Raw genomic sequence first — 20,710 nt, forward strand, 5'->3', positions numbered from 1 at the left:
TCGTACTGTCCGTCCCGCTCGCGCCGCTCACGGCGCACCCGGCGGCACGAACGGCAGCCCCGCGGGCGCGCCGCCCTCGATCAGCCGCAGCAGCGCGGCGGTGTCGGCGTGCTCCTCCACCAGATCGCCCAGCCGGTCCAGTTGCTCCTCGCGCAGCGCGGCGAAGGAGGTGTCCGGGGCGGGGACGAACGCCCGCCCCGCGTCGGCGGCCACCCGCCGCAGGAAGGCGCGCCGGAAGCCGTCGCTCTCCAGCGAGCCGTGCCAGTGCGTACCCCACACCGAGCCGGTGCGGCAACCTTCCAGGAAGGGCTCGTCGCCGCCGTCGACCTCGGCCACGCCGTGGTGGATCTCGTAGCCCTCCACCCGCTCACCCAGTGCCTCGCCCACCGGCCGGGCCAGGGTCTTCTCCGCCTCGAAGCGCACCCGCACCGGCAGCAGGCCCAGACCGTCGACCGTCCCGGCGCGAGACTCGACCTCGTCCTCGATCCGCTCGCCCAGCATCTGGAAGCCGCCGCAGATCCCCAGCACCGGGCGGCCCTCGGCCGCCCGGCGGGCCAGCGCGCCGGCCAGCCCGCGTTCGCGCAGCCAGGCCAGCGCCCGCACGGTGCCGCGGGTGCCCGGCACGACCGCCAGATCGGCGTCGGCCAGTTCCTCGGGCCGGTCGGTGAACCGCACCACCACGCCCGGCTCGGCCGCCAGCGCGTCCACGTCCGTGAAGTTCGACATCAGCGGCACGGGCACCACCGCGACCCGCAGCACGTCGCGGCCGTGCGGCGGTGCGGTGGACGCCTCGCGGACGGTGCCGCGCAGCGACAGCCGCAGCCCGTCCTCCTCGTCGATGCCCAGCCCGTGGGCGTAGGGCAGAACGCCCAGCACCGGCCGGCCGGTCAGGCCGCACAGCATCTCCAGACCGGGTTCGAGGAGTGTGACGTCACCGCGGAACTTGTTGACCAGATAACCCGCCACCAGTGCCTGGTCCCCGGGCGCCAGCAGGGCGGTGGTGCCGAAGAGGGAGGCGAAGACTCCGCCGCGGTCGATGTCGCCGACCACCACGACCGGAAGCCGGGCGGCACGCGCCAGGCCCATGTTGACGATGTCGGTGCGCCGCAGGTTGATCTCGGCCGGGCTGCCGGCGCCCTCGCAGATCACCGCGTCGTGGGTGCGGCGCAGTTCGGCCAGGCAGCCGGTGACCGTCTCCAGCAGTTCCTCACGCCGCCCCGCGCGCCGCGTCCCGCCGGACGACGGCGGCAGTCCGGGATCGCCGAAGTAACCGCGCGCGCTCATCTCGCCCACCGGCCTTCCCAGCAGCACCACCTGACTGGAGCGGTCGCCGCCAGGTTTGAGCAGCACGGGGTTCATCAGCGCGCTCGGCTCCACACCGGCCGCGGCGGCCTGCATGGCCTGGGCGCGGCCGATCTCGGCGCCCTCGCGCGTCACGAAGGAGTTCAGGGACATGTTCTGCGCCTTGAACGGCGCCACCTTCACGCCCCTGCGGGCCAGCCAGCGGCAGACGCCCGCCGTGACCACGCTCTTGCCCGCGTCGGAGGTCGTTCCCGCGATCAGCAGTCCGCCGCCCGTCACAGCGCTCCCCTTTGCGCGCGCCGTACGGCGCGGGTCTCCCGCAGCGCCCCGGCGGCGCCGCACACCGCCAGCGCCAGCGCGCACACCCGGCGTGAGAGCCGCACCGCGCGCTCGATGTCCTCCACCAGCACCGGGCGGCCGCCGGTGCCCAGGACCGGCCGGTGCTCGACGCGCCCGCCGTACGACAGCGTCCCGCCCAGCCGTACGCCCAGCGCACCCGCGAACGCCGCCTCGACCACACCGGCGTTGGGGCTGGGGTGGCGGCGCGCGTCCGCGCGCCAGGTGCGCAGCGCGCCGCGCGGATCGGGTCCGGCCAGCGCGGCCAGCAGCGCGGTCAGCCGGGCGCCGGGCCACCCCGCCGCGTCGTCCAGCCGCGCCGAGGCCCAGCCGAAGCGCAGATGACGCGGCGAGCGGTGGCCGACCATCGCGTCCAGGGTGTTGACGGCGCGGAAGCCCACCAGCCCCGGCACACCGGCGGCCGCGCCCCACACCAGCGCGCCCACCACGGCGTCGGAGGTGTTCTCGGCGACGGACTCCACCACGGCCCGGGCGATGCCGTCGGCGTCCAGCGCCTGCGGGTCGCGTCCGCACAGGTGCGGCAGCCGGGCGCGGGCCGCCTCCAGGTCGCCCGCCTCCAGCGCGGCGGCGATCGCGCGGGCCTCGCGCGCCAGCGTCGTGCCGCCGACCACCGCCCAGACGGCGGCGGCCGTGACGGCGGTACGGGCGGCGGGGGAGCGGCGCACGGCACGGTCCAGCGCCGCGGCGGCGGCCGTGGCGCCGCCCGCGCACACGGCGGTGTACAGCGCGCCCGCGCCGCGGTGGTCGCGCCACAGCAGGCGCTCGGCGGCCGCGGCCGCGCGCCCGAAGGCGGCGACGGGGTGCGCGCGGCGCGGATCGCCGGCGATCAGGTCGAGCAGATGTCCCAGGGCCGCCCCGCACGCGTAGCCCGCGGCCGGGAGGCCGGGGGCCGGGGGGAGGTCGGTGTCTGCTGGAGCGATGGCCGGGCGGAGGGCGTGATCGGCACGCATCGCGTCAGCCGGCCGTCACACCTCGTGCGGAACCGGTGGCACAGCGGGGTGGAGGTGGTGCGGCGGGCAGGATGCCGGGCATGGCGGTATGTCCTCACTCAGGGTCCTCGCCCTGGCTCGACGTGACCGGCGGTGAGAGTCTCCTGGCTCCCGGATCGGCGCTTCCCCCGGCCTTCCAGCCCGGTGTGCGGGCCGTGGCGCTGGGTGGGGGAGCGCTCCCCGGTGACAGTGGCGGGACCGCGCCGGATTCGCACCGGCTTCCTCTCCTGCCGCCGTTTGGCAACGGGAAGTCCACCACGGCCGGGAAGGCGCGTCAACTCACCCGTGACCTGCGGCGGCGCACTGTGCGGAAGCGCACACGGCGCACGCCGGGGCACGCCGGGGCATGCCGGGGCGCTCGCGCCCCGGGCAGGCCGGGAACGCGGGGAGGACGCCTGAGGGCGGGGCAGGTCCGGGGAGGCCGGGAGAACGCGCAGGCGCCCGGCGGTGTCCGCCGGGCGCCCGTGGAGGTGTACCCGCGCCCGAGAGGCCGTGCGGGCCTGAGCGGGCCCGCTCAGGCCGCGATGATGTAGATGCCGTACGCCACGGCGGCCGCGCACAGGGCGTAGCTGGCGTAGGCGCCGACGCGGGCCAGGGCGGAGGAGCCGCCCCGCGCCTTGTCGTTGGTGCCCAGGCCGACGATGCCGAGGGTGAACAGGCCCACCAGGCCGACCGTCATCACGAGACTGACGCCGAAGACCTGGCCGAGGGCCGCCCAGTCGATGTCCATGGTGCTTCTTCCTCTTCGCGGGGCTCGGGCTCAGGGAGCGGAGACGGTGGTCTTCGCCGGGGTGTCGGAGGCCTTCCCGGCCTCCTCCATGGCGGCGGTGGGCGGTGGGGAGACGGCCTGCACCGCGTCCGTGACCACGCCCGCGTCCTCCGTCTCGGCCGGCTCGACGTCGTTGACGTTGGTGTGGTCGACCGGCTCCCGGCGGGAGGCGAACCAGATGGCGGCGATGGCGGCGACGGAGGCGATCGCGACCACGGTGACGCCCCAGTCGCCCTGGATGGCCAGCAGCGCGGAGCCCGCGGCGATCAGACCGGCGGCCGGGAGGGTCAGGCCCCAGGCGGCGATCATGCGACCGGCGGTGCTCCAGCGGACCACACCGCCCTTGCGGCCCAGGCCGCAGCCCATGATCGAGCCGGAGCAGACCTGCGTGGTGGAGAGCGCGAAGCCCAGGTGGGAGGAGGCCAGGATGGTGACGGCCGAGCTGGTCTGGGCGGCGAAGCCCTGCGCCGGGCGGATGTCGGTCAGGCCCTTGCCCATGGTGCGGATGATCCGCCAGCCGCCCAGGTAGGTGCCGAGCGCGATGGCGATGCCGGCCGAGGCGATGACCCACAGCGGCGGGTCGGCGTCGGCGCCGAGCACGCCGCCGGAGATCAGCGCGAGGGTGATGACACCCATGGTCTTCTGCGCGTCGTTGGTGCCGTGGGCCAGGGAGACCAGGCCGGCCGAGGCGATCTGCCCGGCGCGGTATCCCTTGGCGACCTGCCCCTCCTCGGTGTTGCGGCTGATCCGGTAGGTCAGCCTGGTCGCGAGCATGGCCGCGATGCCGGCGACCAGGGGGGCGACGAGGGCCGGGATCAGCACCTTCATGAAGACGGCGCTGACGGAGACGGCGCCGATGCCGACGGCTGCGATCGTGGCGCCGAGGAGTCCGCCCATGAGGGCGTGCGAGGAACTGGAGGGGAGTCCGGCCAGCCAGGTCAGCAGGTTCCACAGGATCGCGCCGACCAGCCCCGCGAAGATCACCGCGGGTTCGATGCCGGAGTCCTCGTTGATGAGGCCCTTGGAGATCGTCGCGGCGACCTCGACCGAGATGAAGGCGCCGACGAGGTTGAGGACCGCCGACATCGCCACCGCGGTCTTGGGCTTGAGTGCCCCGGTGGAAATGGTGGTGGCCATGGCGTTGGCCGTGTCGTGGAAACCGTTGGTGAAGTCGAACACCAAGGCCGTGACGATCACGATCCCGATGAGAAGCGTGATGTTTTCCATTCACCCAGGCAATCGGTCGAGGGGGCAGGTACTCGCTGACGGTAAGGATGCCGGGTGAACGCAAGGTGAACTGGGAACGGCGCCACGGTGTCCCGTGTCGCCTGTGTGCGCAGGGTCGCACGGTGCGGTAGAGGGGATCGTCCCGCGCGCCCCGGCGCACCGCCCCGTCCCGCCGCGCGCCCGCCGCCGCTAGAGTGCTCCGCCGGAGGTGGCGCGGATGCGGTCGGCCTGGGCGGACGCCTGGAGGGAACTGGTGGCCACGGCCCGCCGGACGGTGGCCGACGGCCTGGTCGTGGGCACCTCGGGCAACGTGTCGGTACGGGTCGGCGACACCGTCCTGGTCACCCCCAGCGGCATCGCGTACGACCGCCTCGGTCCGGACGAACCGTGCGCCGTCGACCTGGAGGGCCGGCCGGTGGCCGGCGACCTCGTGCCCACCAGCGAGCTGCCGATGCACCTGGCGGTGTACCGCTCCACCGGCGCCGCGGCGGTCGTCCACACCCACGCCGTGCACGCCACCGCCGTCTCCACCCTCGTCGACGAACTCCCGGCGGTCCACTACATGGCCGCCACCCTGGGCGGTCCGGTCCGCGTGGCGCCGTACGCACCCTACGGCAGCGAGGAACTGGCCGCCCGTGTGCTGGAGGCACTGCGCGGCCGCAGCGGCTGCCTGCTGCGCAACCACGGCACGGTCGTGTACGCCGACAGCCTCGGCCGGGCGTACGACAACACCGCCCAGCTGGAGTGGATGTGCCGTGTCTGGCTCGCCGCCGCCTCCGTGCCCGGCCGCACCCCGTCCCTGCTGCCGTCCGGGGAGCTGGACCGCGTCGCCGAGCGGCTGCGCGGCTACGGGCAGCCGGGCCGGCCCGCCCGTGCCGACCCCCCCCGGCCCCCGTCCGCCCTCCGGCGGATGACGCCGCGCGGACGGGGTACGAGGTGGGCGACACCGGCGCCGGCGGCGCCGGGCGAGGGGCCGGTTTCGGCCCGCCCCTGCGCTCACCCGCCGGAGCCCGCCCGCTGGCCCCGGCGACACCACGCCGTCATCCTTGGAGACGATGAGTCTGCGCAGAACGGCGGCCCTGACCGCCCTCACCACGCTCGGTGCCGGAGCGGCCGCTGTCGTGGCCGGCCGGTACGCGGCCACCGCCGCCCTAAGGCCGTCCTCCGGGCGCCCCCTGCCCGCCGGCTTCGAGGGCCCGCAGCTGACCGTCCACGCCACCGCGGCGGGGCAGGTCACCCTGACCCGGTCCCTCATCTCCCAGCTCCCCGGGACCTACGCCCTCACCGGTCCCGGCCGGCACGCCGTCGTCGGAACGGTGCTCGACGTCCCCTCGCCCGCCGACACCGTCGTACGGCGCCTGGAGCGGGTGGACCGCGGCCGGCTCGCCACCGGGGACCGGGTGCGGCTGACCCCGCAGCTCCACACCGGAAACCCCTGGGACGCGCTGGGCCTGGAGTACGCGGACGTCGAGGTGCCCGGCGAACTCGGCCCCCTGCCCGCCTGGTACCTGCCCGCCCTGCGCGACGTGTGGATCATCGCCGTGCACGGTCTGGGTGCCACGCGCGAGCACCCCATGAACGTCCTGCCCTTCCTGAACGCCATGGGCGTCCCCGTGCTCGTCCCCGCCTACCGGGGCGATCCCGGGGCGCCCCGGTCGCCGGACGGCACCGCGCACCTGGGCGACTCCGAGTGGCGCGACCTGGACGCGGCCGTCCGCTACGCCCTCGGCCGCGGCGCCCGCGGCATCGTGCTGTACGGCTGGTCCACGGGGGCCACCATGGCGCTGCGGGTCGCAGCCGAGTCCCCGGTCCGCGACTTCCTCACCGGACTGATCCTGGACTCCCCCGTGCTCGACTGGCGAGCCACCCTGCGCGCCCTGGCGGGCGCCCGCCACATCCCCGCCCCCCTGCTGCCGCTGGCGGTGCGCGCCGCGCAGGGCCGCGCCCGGCTCCACCCGGAGCTCCACTCCGAGCTGGGTGACCCCGGCACGCTGCGGCTGCCCACACTCGTCCTGCACGGCCCGGAGGACGCCGTCGCTCCCTGGGAGCCCTCCCGCGAACTGGCCGAACAGCGCCCGGACCTGGTCTCGCTGCACATCGTCGGGCAGGCTCCGCACGCCGCCGTGTGGAACGCCGACCCGCAGGGCTACGAGGAGGCGCTGCGCCGCTTCCTCACCCCTCTCATGTGAGGCGCTCCGACCGGCGTTTGGGCTTTCGGGCCGTCATCAACAACACTGCTCCCGTGACGTCCCGTACCCCGCGAGACACCCGGCTGCGCCTCGTATCCCGTCAGCCCCTCGCCGCCGCGCGCCGAGCCGTGGGCGCGCGCCGCCGGCGGAGCGCGCCCCGGCCCCCCGAGGGGGTGCCCCCACGTGACCAACTCGCCCGGCAGGCACGGGCCTGCCTCAGCGAGGCCGTGCGCCTGGCACGCTGGGCCGACGGCACCGGGCTGTCGCCGGTGGCGGCCGCCGAGCGGGTGGCCGGGGAGCTGCGGATACCCGTGGAGCAGATCCCCGTCCACTGGGACCGCGCCCGGCTCGCCGGCCTCATCGAACTGCACGACGGCACCGCCATGCCCGGCTGGCGGCTGCGCGCCTGGGACCGCGACGACTCGGCCGTGCTGCGCGGCTGGGTCGCGCTCTTCGACGCCTGGTCGCTGGCCCACCCCGCACCCGACGGCGCTGATCCCGGGGCGGTCGGGGAGGTGGTCGTGGCGGCGCCGCAGTTCCTGTCGGTGATGCACCTGTCCTCCGGCCCGGTGACCGTGCCGGCCCTGCTGGACCTGCTGAGGCGGCGCATCGCGGAGGTCCGCGCCGAGCGCGACGGCGCGGCGTCCCCGGGCCGTACCCCGGGCGGCCCACCCGGCGGCTCCCCGGCGGGTGAGGCGGCCGGGGACGCGGACGGCTGCCTGCCCGCGCTCCTGGACTGGGCCCTCGACGGCCTCGCCTCCGTCGGCGCCCTCACCCGCTGCGCCGAGGACGACCGGGGCCGCCCCGGGCAGGCGGTGCTCACCCCGCTGGGCAACTGGGCGGTGTGGGTGAAGCTGGAGCAGATCTGCGTCGCGGCCCAGAGTCCGGCGGGGAACATCGAGCAGCACGCCGGGGACATGCTGCGCGGCTGCGCCAGGCTCTCGCCCGGGGAGGCCCGTGCCGAGTACCGCGCCTGGCTGGCCGCGCGCCCCACCGGCCCGGCCGTCGCCGAACTGATCGAGGCCGCCCGCGGCGACGACGCCCTCATCCGCGGCCTGGCCTTCGAGGCGCTGCGTGCCGTGGGCGCCCCCGCGGAGTCCGCCGTCCGCGAGGTGGCCGGCGAGCCCGTCCTGCGCCCCTACGCCCTGCTCTGGCTCGCCGAGCACGACGGCGCGGACCCGGCGGACCTGGCGAACGGCGCCCCCGGTGTCCTGACACGGGAGGAGGCCACCTGGCTGTGGGTGGACACCGCTGCGGCCGTCGCCGACCACGGAGAAGGAAAGGTGCTGGTGGAGCACCTGGACTCGGCCGTGCAGAACACCGTCCCCGAGCTTCTGGAGGCGGTCCGCGCCACCGGCCACCCCCGTACCGTCCAGGTCCTGGTCGCGCTCGCCGCGGCCCACCCGGACCCGGTGCTGGCCAGGGCCGTGCGCCGCGCGGCCTTCCAGGTCCACACCGGTGAGGTGTGACGGGCGGCCCCGGGCGCGGAAATCCGGTTGCGCGCCGCCGTTAGACTGACCGCATGGTGAACCTCCTCGTGCATTAGCGGCGTACGCCCGTCTCCCAGCCCCCGACCGACGACGTACGTACGTCCACCCTGCCCAGGAGTATTTGCGTGATCACCGCCACCGGAGTAGAGCTGCGCGCCGGCGCCCGGATCCTCATCGAGTCCGCCTCCTTCCGCATCGCCAGGGGCGACCGCATCGGCCTGGTCGGCCGCAACGGGGCGGGTAAGACGACCCTCACCCGCTGCCTGGCCGGCGAGGGCGCCCCCGCCGCCGGGACGATCACCTGCACCGGCGAGGTCGGCTACCTGCCCCAGGACCCGCGTACCGGCGACCTCGACGCCCTCGCCCGCGACCGCATCCTGTCCGCCCGCGGTCTGGACACCGTGCTGCGCAGGATGCGCGAGAACGAGGACCGGATGGCGAACGGCCAGGGTGCCACCCGTGAGAAGGCGATGAAGAAGTACGAGCGGCTGGAGACGGAGTTCCTCACCAAGGGCGGCTACGCCGCCGAGGCCGAGGCCGCCACCATCGCCGCCAGTCTCGGTCTGCCCGACCGGGTGCTCGGCCAGCCGCTGCACACCCTCTCCGGCGGCCAGCGGCGCCGGGTGGAGCTCGCCCGCATCCTCTTCTCGGACGCCGACACCCTGCTGCTGGACGAGCCGACCAACCATCTCGACGCCGACTCGATCGTCTGGCTGCGCGACTTCCTGAAGACCTACCGCGGCGGCTTCGTCGTCATCTCCCACGACGTCGACCTGGTGGAGACGGTCGTCAACAAGGTCTTCTACCTCGACGCCAACCGCTCCCGCATCGACATCTACAACATGGGCTGGAAGCAGTACCTGACCCAGCGCGAGGCGGACGAGAAGCGGCGCAGGCGCGAGCGGGCCAACGCCGAGAAGAAGGCCGCGGCCCTCAACTCCCAGGCCGACAAGATGCGCGCCAAGGCCACCAAGACGGTGGCCGCCCAGAACATGGCCCGCCGGGCCGAGCGGCTGCTGGCCGGGCTGGAGGGGGAGCGGCAGGCCGACAAGGTCGCCAAGCTGCGCTTCCCCGACCCCGCGCCCTGCGGCAAGACCCCGCTGACGGCCGAGGAGCTGTCCAAGTCCTACGGCTCGCTGGAGATCTTCACCGACCTCTCGCTCGCCATCGACAAGGGCTCCAGAGTGGTCATCCTCGGCCTCAACGGCGCGGGCAAGACCACTTTGCTGCGGCTGCTGGCCGGGGTGGAGAAGCCCGACACCGGCCGGGTGGTCGCGGGCCACGGGCTGAAGCTCGGCTACTACGCGCAGGAGCACGAGACGCTCGACGGCGGCCGCACGGTCCTGGAGAACATGCGCTCGGCCGCCCCGGACATGGACCTGGTCGACATCCGCAAGACGCTGGGCTCGTTCCTGTTCTCCGGCGACGACGTGGACAAGCCCGCGCGGGTGCTCTCCGGGGGTGAGAAGACCCGGCTGGCGCTGGCCACGCTGGTGGTCTCCTCGGCCAACGTGCTGCTGCTGGACGAGCCGACCAACAACCTCGATCCCGCCAGCCGGGAGGAGATCCTGGGCGCCCTGCGCACCTTCACCGGCGCTGTGGTGCTGGTCACCCACGACGAGGGCGCTGTGGACGCGCTCCAGCCGGAGCGGATCATCCTGCTGCCCGACGGTGTGGAGGACCTGTGGGGCGAGGAGTACGCGGACCTCGTGGCGCTCGCCTGAGCGGAGCCCGGTTCCGGCACCCCGGGTGCCGCAGTCCCGGCCCCGCCTCCGCCTCCACCCCGCCTCCGCCTCCACCCCGGCCCCGCCGCGAGCGCGCTGTGATCACACCGTTCTGGATCATTCGGCCGACACTTGATCCATCATCTGAGTGAGATCGGCTCGTATTCCGGCGCGGTCGGGTGTCGATGGCGCCGGTGATGTGGCATAGACCTCCCATTCCCGGTGTTCGAATGCCGATCGAGACTCTGACCTGCTCTTTCCCCGCATCGTGCGGAGGGGCGTCCGCCGGAAGTCCTGCGGAACGTCTCGTTCCGGAGCCGTTCGGCTCTTGTCCGGCCGCCGACGATGTCCTACGGACCTTGTCGAATGGGTGGCCAGAAAACCGGCAAGGGGTGATCATGAGAGTCCAGAGCGCACTTCCCATGAGGAGGCACGGGTGGCCGAGACTCTGAAGAAGGGCAGCCGGGTGACCGGCGCCGCGCGCGAGAAGCTCGCGGCTGACCTCAAGAAGAAGTACGACTCCGGTGCGAGCATCCGGGCGCTGGCCGAAGAGACCGGCCGCTCCTATGGATTCGTGCACCGGATGCTCAGCGAGTCCGGCGTGACCCTGCGCGGTCGCGGCGGTGCCACGCGGGGCAAGAAGACCGCGACGTCCTGAGACCCAGGGTGTCCCGAGGGGCGCCACCCGGTCGGCCATCCGACCGGCCGGGTGGTTACTCTTCAGTCACTTGACAGTCGTCCGACTGCGGACTGCCCCGGGAGACCTTCATGACCCTGCTCGACAAGGACGGCGTGCGGCTCGTCGCGGACGGCGCCGTGGCCACGGTCACGCTCGACCGCCCGGCCAAGCGCAACGCCCAGACCTTCGCGATGTGGCGTGCCCTGGCCGAGGCCGGGCGGCTGCTGCCCGGCGAGATCCGCGTCGTCGTCCTGCGCGGAGAAGGGCAGTCCTTCTCCGCCGGACTCGACCGGCAGGCCTTCACTCCCGAGGGCTTCGACGGTGAGCCGTCCTTCATCGACCTGGCGCGCGGTTCCGACGCCGAGGTCGACACGGCCATCGCCGGCTACCAGGAGGCCTTCACCTGGTGGCGGCGGAACGACATCGTGAGTATCGCCGCCGTCCAGGGCCATGCCGTCGGTGCGGGCTTCCAGCTCGCCCTCGCCTGCGATCTGCGGGTGTGCGCCGACGACGTGCAGTTCGCGATGCGTGAGACCAGCCTCGGACTGGTCCCCGACCTCACCGGCACCCATCCGCTCGTCTCCCTGGTCGGGTACGCCCGCGCGCTGGAGATCTGCGCGACGGGCCGTTCCGTGCGCGCCGAGGAGGCCGAGCGGACCGGCCTGGCCAACCTCGTGGTGCCCGCCGCGGAACTGGAGGCCGCCACCGCGGACCTGGCCGCGGCGCTGCTCGCGGCCCCGCGCGACGCGGTCATCGAGACCAAGGCGCTGCTGCGCGGCGCGGTGGACCGCACCTACGACGAGCAGCGCGCCGCCGAGCGCGGGGCCCAGACACGCAGGCTGCGCGACCTGGCCGGCATCGGCGACTGACCGCTCTCACCCCGGACCCCGCGCCACCTCCGTCACCACGGCCGCGACCGTCACGGGCCCGGGGGCGCCGGCCGCCGCTGCCCTTGCCGCCGCGTCGCGGACCCCACGCGCCACATCGAGCGCGCGGTGGTCCGCCGCGACCGCGAACTGGACCCGCACATGGCGGCCGGGGGCCGCGCCGGCCCCGTCGCCGGTGTCCACGGTCCGCAGTGCCCGGGCCGCGCCCCCCAGCTCGGGAGCCAGGCGTACCACGCCCGGAACGGCCAGCGCCGCGGCGCCCACGGCGGTCCCGGCCTCCCCGGTGTCCGGGATCTCCCCGGCGCCGGTCCCTCCGAAGGGCTCCTCGGGCGGGGGCCCGCCGCCCGGCCCGTCCAGCAGCCCGGTGATCCGCAGGTCGACCGCCGCCACCACCAGCCCCAGGCGTCTGTCCGCCGCCTCGGCCAGGGCCGAGCGCAGTCGATCGGCCGCCGCCGGCAGCGGTTCCTCCGCACCGGCCTCGAACTCCGCGGAGATCCTGACCGGGCCGGGTGGAAGCGCGCTGGGAGGCATCGGTACGGCCGGCTCCCCGCCCGCGCCGGGCTCGGCCGGGGAGAGCCGCAGCGTGCCCGGCCGCACCCCCGGCAGCCCGTCCGCCGCCTGCCGCAGCACGCCGGCCGCGGCCCGCTCCGCGATCCAGGCGCCGTCCTCCGCCCCGCCCAGCGGGAGCAGCCGCCCGAAGCCGATCTGCCGCCGCACGGTCTGAGCCAACCGGTCCGTGGCCATGGTCTGCGCTCCTCTCCGGGATCCCGGCGCCTGCTCCCGGGGCCTTTCGGTGCTCCGCCGGTGCTCTCCGGGGTTCTCCTCCCAACGGTGCCCAGTCTTACGCCACAGGCTTCGCGCAATCGCGTGCTTCCTCCATGTGGCGGCGCATTCATGAGGCAAAAGAGGGCGAACATGTCTAGCGTGGACATATAGGAACGAGTATTCCTGTAGCGAAGGCAAGGGGTGACGGAGATGACGGAGACCACCCAGCAGAACCGCTCAGGCCCTCCCGGCGGACGGCTCGGCGAGGGGCGGGGCGCGAGCGATCCGCGGGTCCGCGGGAGGACCACGATCGCCGACGGCGTGGTGGAGAAGATCGCCGGGATGGCGGCCCGCGAGGTCGACGGCGTCCACGCGATGGGCGCCGGCATGAGCCGGACCTTCGGTGCGGTGCGTGACCGCGTCCCCGGCGGCGGTGGCGGTTCGTCGTCCGTCACGCGGGGGGTGAAGGTCGAGGTCGGCGAGACCCAGGCGGCGATCGACCTGGACATCGTGGTCGAGTACGGGGTGTCGATCACCGATGTGGCGAGCGATGTGCGCGAGAACGTCATCGGATCGATCGAGCGGATGGCCGGGCTGGAGGTCGTCGAGGTCAATGTCACGGTCGACGACGTCAAACTGCCGGACGAGGACCAAGAGGAAGAGCAGCCGGAGAGGCCGCGGCTGCAGTAGTGCGCCGCGGGCCGCAGGGGCCCGGCGGAGCAGGAATCTGAGGAGCGCACGATGAGCATGGCCGCAGTCGGCTTGATCGCAGGCATGGCGCTGGGCTTCGCCGGATACTTCGGCGGTTTCTGGGCCTTCCTCCTGGTGGCGGTACTGGGCGCTGTCGGTTTCATCGCCGGCCGGGTCCTCGACGGCGATCTGGAACCGGGAGAGATCTTCCGCTCCGGCGGCGGGCGGCGGTGACCGGTGGCACAGGAATTCCGCAAGGCGGATATCTCCTGGGTGCCCGCGGCCGAGCGGGGGGCGACGAGAATCGCCGACCGGGTCGTCGTCAAGATCGCCGCACGGGCCGCCCGCGAGGCGCTGGACGACGACCCGGAGTCGTCCGGGGCGCCGCGTGTCGGAAAGGACCCGCGGGCGAAGGTCGCCGTCCACCGACCTCCTGACCGCAACGGGCTGAACGGCGAGGCCCGGGTGGTGGTCGCGGTCGAGCTTCCCTATCCCTGCGACATCGGCGCGCGGTGCGGCACGGTGCGCGGACGGGTCGCCTCACAGGTGCGGAAACTGGCCGGTATGGCGGTCCGGCAGGTGACCGTCGAGGTCACACGGCTGCACACGGGCCCGCCCGGCGGCCGGAGCGGAGGGAGGGTGCGGTGAGAGCACGATGAGTCACGACGCCCGGCGGCAGCCGGCCCCGGACAGCGCCGCCGGCACGGATCCGGACGGTGTGGAACCGCCCTCACCGGAACCTTCCGGCGCGGACCGCCGACCGGACGACGGCGGGGGCGGTGGGGGCGGTGGAGGCGGAAGCACCCGGCGCTTCTGGTCGGCCCGGCGGGTGCCGGCCGCGATCGTGTCACTGGTCCTGGCCGTCGCGGCGGCGGTGCTGCTGTACGAGGCCGTCGCCGCGAGCATCGACAAGTCCCCCTCCGCGTGGCGGCGTGAGATCACCGCAGACCTGGCCACCCGGCCGCTCGACAACCCCTGGGTGATCGCCGGTGCGGCGCTCGCGGTCCTGCTGGGGCTGTGGCTGGTGGTGCTGGCGGTCACCCCCGGGGTGCGCGGTCTGCTGCCGATGCGCGGCGGTTCCTCCGACGGGGTCCGGGTGCGTGCCGGACTGGAGCGGTCCGCCGCCGAGGCGGTGCTGCACGACCGGCTGCTGGACGTGCCCGGGGTGCAGTCGGTCCGGGTGGACGCCGGACGGCACCGGGTCAGGGTGCGGGCGCGGGCGCACTTCCGGCCCCTGGACGAGGTGCGGGGAGATCTGGACAGGACCCTGGACGACGGCGTGCGGCGGCTCGGGCTCGCCCGGGGGATGCGGCGGTCGGTCCGGGTGCGGCGCCCGGCCAAGGGCTGAGGAAGGGCGAGGTGGACCGGATGCTCACGGTGGTGAACCGGATCCTGGTGGGGCTGGTGGGGCTGGCGCTGCTGGTGCTGGGACTCGCGGCCCTGGTGGCAGGGCTCGACCTCCAGCGGCGCTGGGGCTTCGACCCGCCCTGGGGGCTGCCCTGGGGCGGGCCGGACGAGGTCCTGCTCGGGCGAGGGGAACCCGCCTGGTGGCAGGATGCGGACTGGTGGCGGTGGCTCCTGGCGATCGGCGTGCCGGCCGCCGCGCTCCTGCTCGCCCTGTGGTGGCTGTCGGCGCAGCTGTGGCGGCACCGGCCGGACACCGTGCTGGTCGACAGCGGCGACGGGTACGGCGCCCTGGTCGGGACACGGGCCCTGGAGGACGCCGTGGCCGAGGAGGCCGGGGCCCTGCCGGGCGCGGAACGGGCCCGGGTGAGACTGGGCCGCCGCCGCGCCGGGGTGCGGGCCCGGGTCGCACTGGAGATGGCCGCTCACGCGAGCCCCGCCGAGATCCTCGCGCGAGTGCGGGACGAGGCGCTGGAGCACGCCCGTGTCTCGGCCGGCCTGGACGAACTGACCACGGAGGTCCGGCTGCGTCCGGCGCGGCGGTGGGGCGGATGGACGGGCTGAGGCGCGCCCCCGCCGCCTCCCCCGCCGTCGTCCCCGCCCGGCGCGGGCCGGGGACGGCGGCGGGGTGCTCGGCCGGGACGCTCAGAAGCCGCGGCGGGCGCCGCCGTCGACCGGGAACATCACACCGGTGATGTACGAGGCGGCGGGGGAGAGCAGGAAAGCCGCCGCCCTGCCGAACTCCTCCGGGGTGCCGTAGCGGCGCAGCGGGATCGCGGCCGAGCTCCGCCTCCGAGCGGCGTCGGCGTCCCCGGTCATCGCGTCCAGGCCGCGCACCCGGTCGGTGTCGATACGGCCCGGCAGCAGTCCGACGACCCGGATGCCGCGCGGCCCCACCTCGTCCGCCAGCGATTTCGCGAAACCTGCCAGCCCCGGCCGCAGCCCGTTGGAGACCGTCAGGCCGGGAATCGGCTCGTGCACCGAACCGGAGAGGACGAAGCCGATCACCCCGCCCTCGCCCAGCCGCGCTGCCGCGGTGCGGGCCAGCCGCACCGCGCCGAGGAAGACCGTCTCGAAGGCCGACTGCCACTGGTCGTCGGTGACCGTCTCGTGGGAGCCGGCCGGCGGTCCGCCGACGCTGATCAGCACCCCGTCCAGGCGCCCGTGACGCTCGTGGGCCGCCGTCACCAGGCGGTCGGCCGCGGCCGGATCGGCGTTGTCCGCCACCATGCCCAAGGCGTCGCCGCCCAGCCGTCCGGCGGCTTCGGTCACCGTCTCCCCGCTCCGGCCGGTGACGATCACCTTCGCGCCGTCGGCGGCCAGCTCCCGGGCGGCGGCGAAGCCCAGCCCGCGGGTGGCGCCGGTGACGAGGTACACCCTGTCCTGCAGTCCGAGATCCATGGGGATCAGTCTGCCGGTCGGTCCGCCGTTCCGGCAGCCGAAGGTGCCGGAACGGGCCGTTTGGCCGCGGCTCCGCCGTCCGCCCGCTCACCCGCCCGCCCGTCCGCGGCGGTCTCCGAACCGGATTCCCGCGCCAGGCGGTCCCGGCGCTCGCGACGGACCAGCACCACCCAGCCGACGGGGACGGCGGCGGCGAACAGCCACCACTGGAACGCGTACGCCAGATGCGGGCCGATGCCGCTGTGGTCCGGCTCGGGAAGGAGCCGGGGCTGCTCACCGGAGGGCTCGGGCGAGGTCTTCTCCAGCGCGACGTAGCCGCCCAGGACCGGCCGGTCCAGTTCCTCGGCCAGCCGCGCGCTGTCGATCAGCATCACCTGGCGGGGCGGCAGCCCCCGCTTGTCCTTGACGCCGCTGCCGGCCTTCTCGTCGGCCATCAGCCGCCCGGTCACGGTGACCTCACCGGAGGGAGGCGCCGGTACCTCGGGGAACTTCGTCAGATCCTCGCCCGCGGGGATCCAGCCGCGGTTGACCAGCACGGCCGTGCCGTCCTCGCGGACCAGCGGGGTCAGGACGTGGTAGCCGATGCTCCGGTCGTCCCCGCCGGTGCGCTGGCGCACGACCACCTCGCCGCCGGTGTCGTAGACGCCGGCCGCCGTCACCCGGCGGTACCGGTCGGTGTCGGCCGGGCCGCGGCCCGGAGCGGCCAGCTCTTCCACGGGCACCGGACCGGCGGCCAGGCTCTCGGCCACCAGCTCGTTGCGCGCCACCCGGTCCTCGTGCTTGTGGAGCTGCCAGAAGCCGAGTCTGACCATGCCCGGGATCAGCAGGAGCGCGACGAGGGCGAGCACCACCCACTGCCGGGACAGCAGGAAGCGGTACGCGGAAGCGGACGGTGCGGACGATACGGGTGGCACGGTCATCGACGGTACCCCGCCGGTCGTCACTCCCCCGGGGCGGGGGCCACCTCCCGCAGCAACTGGGTGAAGGCCGCCTCGTCGATCACCGGGGTGCCGAAGGCGCGCGCCTTGGCGACCTTGGAGGTGCCGGAGTCGGGGTCGTTGGTGACCAGGAGGCTGGTGAGGCGGGAGACGCCGCTCGCGATGTGGAGCCCGGCCTCGGCCGCCCGGTCCTCCAGCAGTTCCCGGTCCACCGAGGTGTCCCCGGAGATCGCCACCCGCATGCCCTGGACCAGCGGCTCGCCCGGCTCGTACCGGCCGGGGTTGGGGTACGGGCACGGGGGACGCCTGCGCGAGGGGCGCCAGCCGCCCGCGTAAGGCCGCCTCTCCCGCCCGCCGAAGGCGCCGGGGGAGGCTCCCGGGGAGACGATGGAGTCGCTCCACTCGGTCAGCGGCCGGCAGGCCAGCAGGGGCAGGCGTATGCGGTCGGCGGCCGCCAAGTGCAGGCTCGGCCGGAACGCCTCGGCCAGCACCCGGGCGTCGTCCAGCGCGTGGTGCGCCCGGCGCTGGACGACGCCGTAGTGCGCGGCGAGGGTCTCCAGCCGGTGGTTGGCCAGCGGCAGGCCCAGCTCCTTGGACAGGGCGATGGTGCACAGCCGCTGCCGCACGGGGGCCGGCACCCGGGCACGGGCGTACTCGCGGGCGATCATCGACCAGTCGAAGACCGCGTTGTGCGCGACCAGCACCCGGCCCTGCAGCCGCTCGGCGAACTCCTCGGCGATCTGCGGGAAGAGCGGGGCGTCGGCCAGCATCTCGCTCGTCAGCCCGTGTATCCAGGTAGGCCCGGGATCCCGCTGCGGATTGACCGGGGTGTACCAGTGATCGATCACGTCGCCCCGCGCGTCCAGCCGGTAGACGGCCGCGGAGACTATGCGGTCGTCCCGGGCGAGCCCCGTGGTCTCCACGTCCACCACCGCGTAGGCGTCGGGGTATTCGGTGGGCCAGGCCGGGGTGCCTGGCCGCGCTGCGGGCCGCGCTTCGGCCGCCGACTGGTCATCGAGCATGGTTCCAGAGAATACGGGCCGCCACTGACACCTCCGCATCACCGCAGGTCACTCCGGGTGAGCGGGGCCGCTGACGGATCGTCTCGCATACTTGTCGGTAACAGGCTCTGGCCGCCGGCCCGGGACGGTCCTACGGTGCATGCATGCCGAGCGTGCCGAACCTCCCCGACGTCGTGCTGTGGTCCATACCCGCCTTCCTGCTGCTGACGGTCCTGGAGATGGTCAGCCACCGCCTGCGCCCCGAGGAGCCGGACAGCCCCGTCGCGGGCTACGAGGCCAGGGACGCCGCCACCAACCTCTCCATGGGCCTGGGCAGCCTCTTCTTCGACGCCCTGTGGAAGATCCCGATCGTGGCGGTCTACTCGGCGGTCTACGCACTCACCCCGCTGCGGATCCCCGTCGAGTGGTGGACGCTGCTGCCGATGCTCCTCGCGCAGGACTTCTTCTACTACTGGTCCCACCGCGGCCACCATGTCGTCCGCATCCTGTGGGCCTGCCACGTGGTGCACCACTCCAGCCGGAAGTTCAACCTCACCACCGCGCTGCGACAGCCCTGGACATCCCTGACCGGCTGGCCGTTCTACCTGCCGCTGATCGTCCTCGGGATGCATCCCGCCGCGCTCGCCTTCTGCCACTCGGTCAACCTGGTCTACCAGTTCTGGATCCACACCGAGCGGATCGGCAGACTGCCCAGGCCGGTGGAGTACGTCTTCAACACCCCCTCGCACCACCGGGTCCACCACGCCTCCCAGGGGAGCTACCTGGACCGCAACTTCGGCGGGATCCTCATCGTGTGGGACCGGGTCTTCGGTTCCTTCGCGCCCGAGACCGAGCCGTGCGTCTACGGGCTCACCAAGAACATCGACACCTACAACCCGCTGCGCGTGGCCACCCACGAGTACGCGGCGATCGCCCGGGACCTGCGGGCGGCGCGCGACTGGCGCGAGGCCGCCGGGCGGCTCTTCCGCGGGCCCGGCTGGCAGCCGCGGGTACCCGCCCCCGCCCCCGCCCCCGCCTCCGGACCGGCCTCCACGGCCTCCGGACCGGTCCCGGGCGCGTCGCGGACGGCGGGAACGGCGGAAGGGGCCGGGCCCGCCGGGCCCGGCCCCTCGGTGTCCGCCGCTTCCTGACGGACCGCCGGCTTCGCGTCGGGACCGCCGTCCGGCTACTCGACGGCGTCCAGGGCGTCGACGATGCCGTGGCCGTAGAAGCCGTTGACGCGCTTGCCGCCCTCGCAGGCGGAGTCCTCGACGCCGTTGCCGTCCGGGTCGTAGGCCTCCGGGCAGCCGGGGTTGTCCGCCTGCGCCTTCATCATGAGCTGGAGCATCGCCGGGCTCGCCCAGGGGTGCTTGCTCTTGAGCAGCGCCGCCACGCCCGCGACGTGCGGGCCGGCCATCGAGGTGCCCTGCAGGAAGGCGTAGGAGCCGTTCGGCATGGTCGACAGGATCCGGCCGTTGCCCGACGGGGTGTCCGGGATCTGGAACCGGTCGCCGCCCGGCGCCGCCACGTCGGCGACGCGGTGCCCGTAGCTGGAGTAGTACGACTTCAGGTCCTGCACGCCCGTGGCCGTGACCGTCACCACGCCCGGCAGCTGGGTGGGCAGGTCCAGGCACTCCGACGGGTCGATGGTGCGCTCGACCGGTGTGGTGTCGTTCGGGCTGGAGCCGTCGACGATCGCGTCGGAGGCGAGGTCGTGGTTGGAGTTGCCCGCCGAGGCGACGTGCAGCGTGCCCCTGCGCTCGGCGTAGCGCGCGGCCCGGCGGACGGCCTCCACGACCGCGCCCTGGTCGGCGTCGTCCTCGCAGTTGTACAGGTACGGATCGATGTAGTAGCTGTTGTTGGTGATCTCCACGCCCCTGTCGGCCGCGAAGACGAACGCGCAGATCACGGCCTCCGGGTAGAAGAGGCTGGTGTCGGGCTCGCTCACCTTGATGGAGGAGACCTTCACACCCGGCGCGACGCCCGCCACGCCGACGCCGTTGCGCGCCGCGGCGACGGAGCCCGCGACGTGCGTGCCGTGGTAGTCGCCGTCGGTGTACGGCCGCCAGGCGCCCTCGGAGGTGTCGGCCACGCCGCCGACGCAGTTCGCCGACTGGCCCGCCGAGAAGTTCGGGGCCAGGTCCGGGTGGGTGTCGTCCACCCCGGTGTCGATGACCGCGACGGTGACCTCGCCGCTGCCCGGGTTGACCTTCGCGGCCTCGTCCGCGCGGATGGCGCGCAGACCCCACAGGTCGGCCTCCATCGGCTCGCCCTCGGCGGCGGCCGTGGCCGCGCTGGTGCGGGCCGGCTCCGACACGTACTGCGGGGCGCCGACCTCGGTCGTGCCCGCCGCCCTGAGCGGCGCGGTGCGGGTGGCGCCGGCGGAGTGCACCCCGCGCACCTCGCGCATCCGCTCGGCGAAGCCGGGGTCCGCCGAGTGGACGACGATCACGCCGATGTCCCGGTGGGTGACGACGACCGTTCCGCCCGCCCTGGCTATCTCCCGCTCCACCCGACGGATCGTGCCGGGGTGGGAGGAGGTGTTGACCACGTACGACAGCCGCTCACCGTCCGCGGCCGCCGTCGCGGCCGCCGGGACGCCGGCTTCCTGGGCCAGCGCCGCGCCGGCGCCGGGCAGCAGGGCCAGGGAGGCGGTCAGCGCCAACCCGACCGGTACCGCGATGGCGCGGCGCCGGCTGGAGGGTCTCGATGCCATGGGTTCTCCGTGTCTGTGTGGACGTGTGAACGCAGGGGTGCTCAACAACCCGTTCGGTTACCGGACTTGACCGTACGGATGTATGACGACGGAAGCTATCGCTCACACGGGGGGAGCGGCAATGGCCGAACCGCCCACCGGGCACCGGACCCCCGTTCCCGAGGCGGCGTCCCCGACGGACG

20 protein-coding genes, 1 pseudogene and 1 riboswitch are annotated in these 20,710 nt (G+C 74.3%); of the genes and pseudogenes, 12 read left to right on the forward strand and 9 right to left on the reverse strand.

Annotation, left to right across the window (positions count from 1 at the left end; translation table 11 throughout):
- Positions 1-27: 27 nt before the first annotated feature.
- The 4 genes from ACGRHY_RS21505 to ACGRHY_RS21520 form a co-directional block, all read right to left on the reverse strand.
- A complete protein-coding gene (locus ACGRHY_RS21505; RefSeq protein WP_394636956.1) occupies positions 28-1,581 on the reverse strand; it encodes a cobyric acid synthase in 1,554 nt (517 codons plus the stop codon).
- Positions 1,578-2,609 carry a cobalamin biosynthesis protein gene (locus tag ACGRHY_RS21510; protein ID WP_394636957.1) on the reverse strand — a complete coding sequence of 344 codons (1,032 nt, stop codon included), beginning with the start codon at positions 2,607-2,609 and terminating at the stop codon, positions 1,578-1,580. Before ACGRHY_RS21510 ends, ACGRHY_RS21505 begins: the two co-directional genes overlap by 4 nt.
- 137 nt (positions 2,610-2,746) lie before the next feature.
- Positions 2,747-2,872: riboswitch (cobalamin riboswitch) on the reverse strand.
- A gap of 290 nt (positions 2,873-3,162) precedes the next feature.
- Entirely contained in the window at positions 3,163-3,378 is a 216-nt protein-coding gene (locus ACGRHY_RS21515; protein ID WP_101254474.1) for a hypothetical protein, read from the reverse strand.
- Between the two features lie 30 nt (positions 3,379-3,408).
- On the reverse strand, positions 3,409-4,644 hold the full coding sequence (locus tag ACGRHY_RS21520) for an inorganic phosphate transporter (RefSeq protein WP_394636958.1): 1,236 nt from the start codon (positions 4,642-4,644) through the stop codon (positions 3,409-3,411).
- 217 nt (positions 4,645-4,861) lie between these two features.
- Between ACGRHY_RS21520 and ACGRHY_RS21525 the strand changes: the two are divergent.
- From ACGRHY_RS21525 to ACGRHY_RS21550, 6 genes and pseudogenes are all read left to right on the forward strand, one after another.
- Positions 4,862-5,500: pseudogene (locus ACGRHY_RS21525) on the forward strand (class II aldolase/adducin family protein); the annotation flags it as partial.
- Positions 5,501-5,699: 199 nt separating this feature from the next.
- On the forward strand, positions 5,700-6,833 hold the full coding sequence (locus tag ACGRHY_RS21530) for an alpha/beta hydrolase family protein (protein WP_394636959.1): 1,134 nt from the start codon (positions 5,700-5,702) through the stop codon (positions 6,831-6,833).
- Between the two features lie 53 nt (positions 6,834-6,886).
- Positions 6,887-8,302, forward strand: coding sequence for a hypothetical protein (locus ACGRHY_RS21535; protein ID WP_394636960.1), 1,416 nt, complete (start codon positions 6,887-6,889; stop codon positions 8,300-8,302).
- Between the two features lie 146 nt (positions 8,303-8,448).
- Positions 8,449-10,047 carry an ABC-F family ATP-binding cassette domain-containing protein gene (locus ACGRHY_RS21540; RefSeq protein ID WP_394636961.1) on the forward strand — a complete coding sequence of 533 codons (1,599 nt, stop codon included), beginning with the start codon at positions 8,449-8,451 and terminating at the stop codon, positions 10,045-10,047.
- Positions 10,048-10,483: 436 nt separating this feature from the next.
- On the forward strand, positions 10,484-10,705 hold the full coding sequence (locus ACGRHY_RS21545; RefSeq protein WP_175540892.1) for a helix-turn-helix domain-containing protein: 222 nt from the start codon (positions 10,484-10,486) through the stop codon (positions 10,703-10,705).
- Positions 10,706-10,815: 110 nt separating this feature from the next.
- Positions 10,816-11,595 (forward strand): enoyl-CoA hydratase/isomerase family protein, encoded by a 780-nt coding sequence (locus ACGRHY_RS21550; protein WP_394636962.1) that lies wholly within the window; start codon positions 10,816-10,818, stop codon positions 11,593-11,595.
- A 6-nt stretch (positions 11,596-11,601) separates the two neighbouring features.
- Here ACGRHY_RS21550 and ACGRHY_RS21555 read toward each other — a convergent pair whose 3' ends face one another.
- On the reverse strand, positions 11,602-12,357 hold the full coding sequence (locus ACGRHY_RS21555; RefSeq protein WP_394636963.1) for a hypothetical protein: 756 nt from the start codon (positions 12,355-12,357) through the stop codon (positions 11,602-11,604).
- A 231-nt stretch (positions 12,358-12,588) separates the two neighbouring features.
- Here ACGRHY_RS21555 and ACGRHY_RS21560 point away from each other — a divergent pair, with 231 nt between their 5' ends.
- Genes ACGRHY_RS21560 through amaP form a run of 5 tightly spaced genes read left to right on the forward strand, consistent with a single transcriptional unit; the run spans position 12,589 to position 15,036 of the window.
- A complete protein-coding gene (locus ACGRHY_RS21560) occupies positions 12,589-13,068 on the forward strand; it encodes an Asp23/Gls24 family envelope stress response protein (protein ID WP_394636964.1) in 480 nt (159 codons plus the stop codon).
- A 51-nt stretch (positions 13,069-13,119) separates the two neighbouring features.
- Positions 13,120-13,302: a hypothetical protein gene (locus tag ACGRHY_RS21565; RefSeq protein ID WP_093848234.1), complete on the forward strand. Its 183-nt coding sequence runs from the start codon at positions 13,120-13,122 to the stop codon at positions 13,300-13,302.
- A 3-nt stretch (positions 13,303-13,305) separates the two neighbouring features.
- A complete protein-coding gene (locus tag ACGRHY_RS21570; protein ID WP_394636965.1) occupies positions 13,306-13,716 on the forward strand; it encodes an Asp23/Gls24 family envelope stress response protein in 411 nt (136 codons plus the stop codon).
- A gap of 7 nt (positions 13,717-13,723) precedes the next feature.
- Positions 13,724-14,416: a DUF6286 domain-containing protein gene (locus ACGRHY_RS21575; RefSeq protein WP_394636966.1), complete on the forward strand. Its 693-nt coding sequence runs from the start codon at positions 13,724-13,726 to the stop codon at positions 14,414-14,416.
- A 20-nt stretch (positions 14,417-14,436) separates the two neighbouring features.
- Positions 14,437-15,036 (forward strand): alkaline shock response membrane anchor protein AmaP, encoded by a 600-nt coding sequence (gene amaP / locus ACGRHY_RS21580; protein WP_394638149.1) that lies wholly within the window; start codon positions 14,437-14,439, stop codon positions 15,034-15,036.
- 81 nt (positions 15,037-15,117) lie between these two features.
- On the opposite strand, the gene ACGRHY_RS21585 is transcribed toward amaP, so the two are convergent.
- From ACGRHY_RS21585 to ACGRHY_RS21595, 3 genes are read right to left on the reverse strand one after another with little or no spacing between them, the layout of a single operon-like run.
- Positions 15,118-15,873: an SDR family oxidoreductase gene (locus ACGRHY_RS21585; protein ID WP_394636967.1), complete on the reverse strand. Its 756-nt coding sequence runs from the start codon at positions 15,871-15,873 to the stop codon at positions 15,118-15,120.
- Positions 15,874-15,878: 5 nt separating this feature from the next.
- Positions 15,879-16,787 (reverse strand): SURF1 family cytochrome oxidase biogenesis protein, encoded by a 909-nt coding sequence (locus ACGRHY_RS21590; RefSeq protein WP_394636968.1) that lies wholly within the window; start codon positions 16,785-16,787, stop codon positions 15,879-15,881.
- 26 nt (positions 16,788-16,813) lie between these two features.
- Positions 16,814-17,833, reverse strand: a complete 1,020-nt coding sequence (locus ACGRHY_RS21595) for a DEDDh family exonuclease (RefSeq protein ID WP_394636969.1) — start codon at positions 17,831-17,833, stop codon at positions 16,814-16,816.
- A 143-nt stretch (positions 17,834-17,976) separates the two neighbouring features.
- Here ACGRHY_RS21595 and ACGRHY_RS21600 point away from each other — a divergent pair, with 143 nt between their 5' ends.
- Positions 17,977-18,963 (forward strand): sterol desaturase family protein, encoded by a 987-nt coding sequence (locus tag ACGRHY_RS21600; RefSeq protein WP_394636970.1) that lies wholly within the window; start codon positions 17,977-17,979, stop codon positions 18,961-18,963.
- A 35-nt stretch (positions 18,964-18,998) separates the two neighbouring features.
- On the opposite strand, the gene ACGRHY_RS21605 is transcribed toward ACGRHY_RS21600, so the two are convergent.
- Positions 18,999-20,528: a S8 family peptidase gene (locus tag ACGRHY_RS21605; protein ID WP_394636971.1), complete on the reverse strand. Its 1,530-nt coding sequence runs from the start codon at positions 20,526-20,528 to the stop codon at positions 18,999-19,001.
- Positions 20,529-20,710: the final 182 nt, after the last annotated feature.

The organism is Streptomyces shinuiensis (genome assembly GCF_043660855.1).
Taxonomy (GTDB): Bacteria; Actinomycetota; Actinomycetes; order Streptomycetales; family Streptomycetaceae; genus Streptomyces.

What these genes read in the sequence shown, in the direction of transcription:
- ACGRHY_RS21575 (WP_394636966.1), top strand. Translation starts at nt 13,724, where the DNA reads ATGAGTCACGACGCCCGGCGGCAGCCGGCCCCGGACAGCGCCGCCGGC.
- ACGRHY_RS21530 (WP_394636959.1), top strand. Translation starts at nt 5,700, where the DNA reads ATGAGTCTGCGCAGAACGGCGGCCCTGACCGCCCTCACCACGCTCGGT.
- ACGRHY_RS21565 (WP_093848234.1), top strand. Translation starts at nt 13,120, where the DNA reads ATGAGCATGGCCGCAGTCGGCTTGATCGCAGGCATGGCGCTGGGCTTC.
- ACGRHY_RS21560 (WP_394636964.1), top strand. Translation starts at nt 12,589, where the DNA reads ATGACGGAGACCACCCAGCAGAACCGCTCAGGCCCTCCCGGCGGACGG.
- ACGRHY_RS21595 (WP_394636969.1), bottom strand. Translation starts at nt 17,833, where the DNA reads ATGCTCGATGACCAGTCGGCGGCCGAAGCGCGGCCCGCAGCGCGGCCA.
- ACGRHY_RS21510 (WP_394636957.1), bottom strand. Translation starts at nt 2,609, where the DNA reads ATGCGTGCCGATCACGCCCTCCGCCCGGCCATCGCTCCAGCAGACACC.
- amaP (WP_394638149.1), top strand. Translation starts at nt 14,437, where the DNA reads ATGCTCACGGTGGTGAACCGGATCCTGGTGGGGCTGGTGGGGCTGGCG.
- ACGRHY_RS21550 (WP_394636962.1), top strand. Translation starts at nt 10,816, where the DNA reads ATGACCCTGCTCGACAAGGACGGCGTGCGGCTCGTCGCGGACGGCGCC.
- ACGRHY_RS21585 (WP_394636967.1), bottom strand. Translation starts at nt 15,873, where the DNA reads ATGGATCTCGGACTGCAGGACAGGGTGTACCTCGTCACCGGCGCCACC.
- ACGRHY_RS21605 (WP_394636971.1), bottom strand. Translation starts at nt 20,528, where the DNA reads ATGGCATCGAGACCCTCCAGCCGGCGCCGCGCCATCGCGGTACCGGTC.
- ACGRHY_RS21515 (WP_101254474.1), bottom strand. Translation starts at nt 3,378, where the DNA reads ATGGACATCGACTGGGCGGCCCTCGGCCAGGTCTTCGGCGTCAGTCTC.
- ACGRHY_RS21555 (WP_394636963.1), bottom strand. Translation starts at nt 12,357, where the DNA reads ATGGCCACGGACCGGTTGGCTCAGACCGTGCGGCGGCAGATCGGCTTC.
- ACGRHY_RS21520 (WP_394636958.1), bottom strand. Translation starts at nt 4,644, where the DNA reads ATGGAAAACATCACGCTTCTCATCGGGATCGTGATCGTCACGGCCTTG.
- ACGRHY_RS21600 (WP_394636970.1), top strand. Translation starts at nt 17,977, where the DNA reads ATGCCGAGCGTGCCGAACCTCCCCGACGTCGTGCTGTGGTCCATACCC.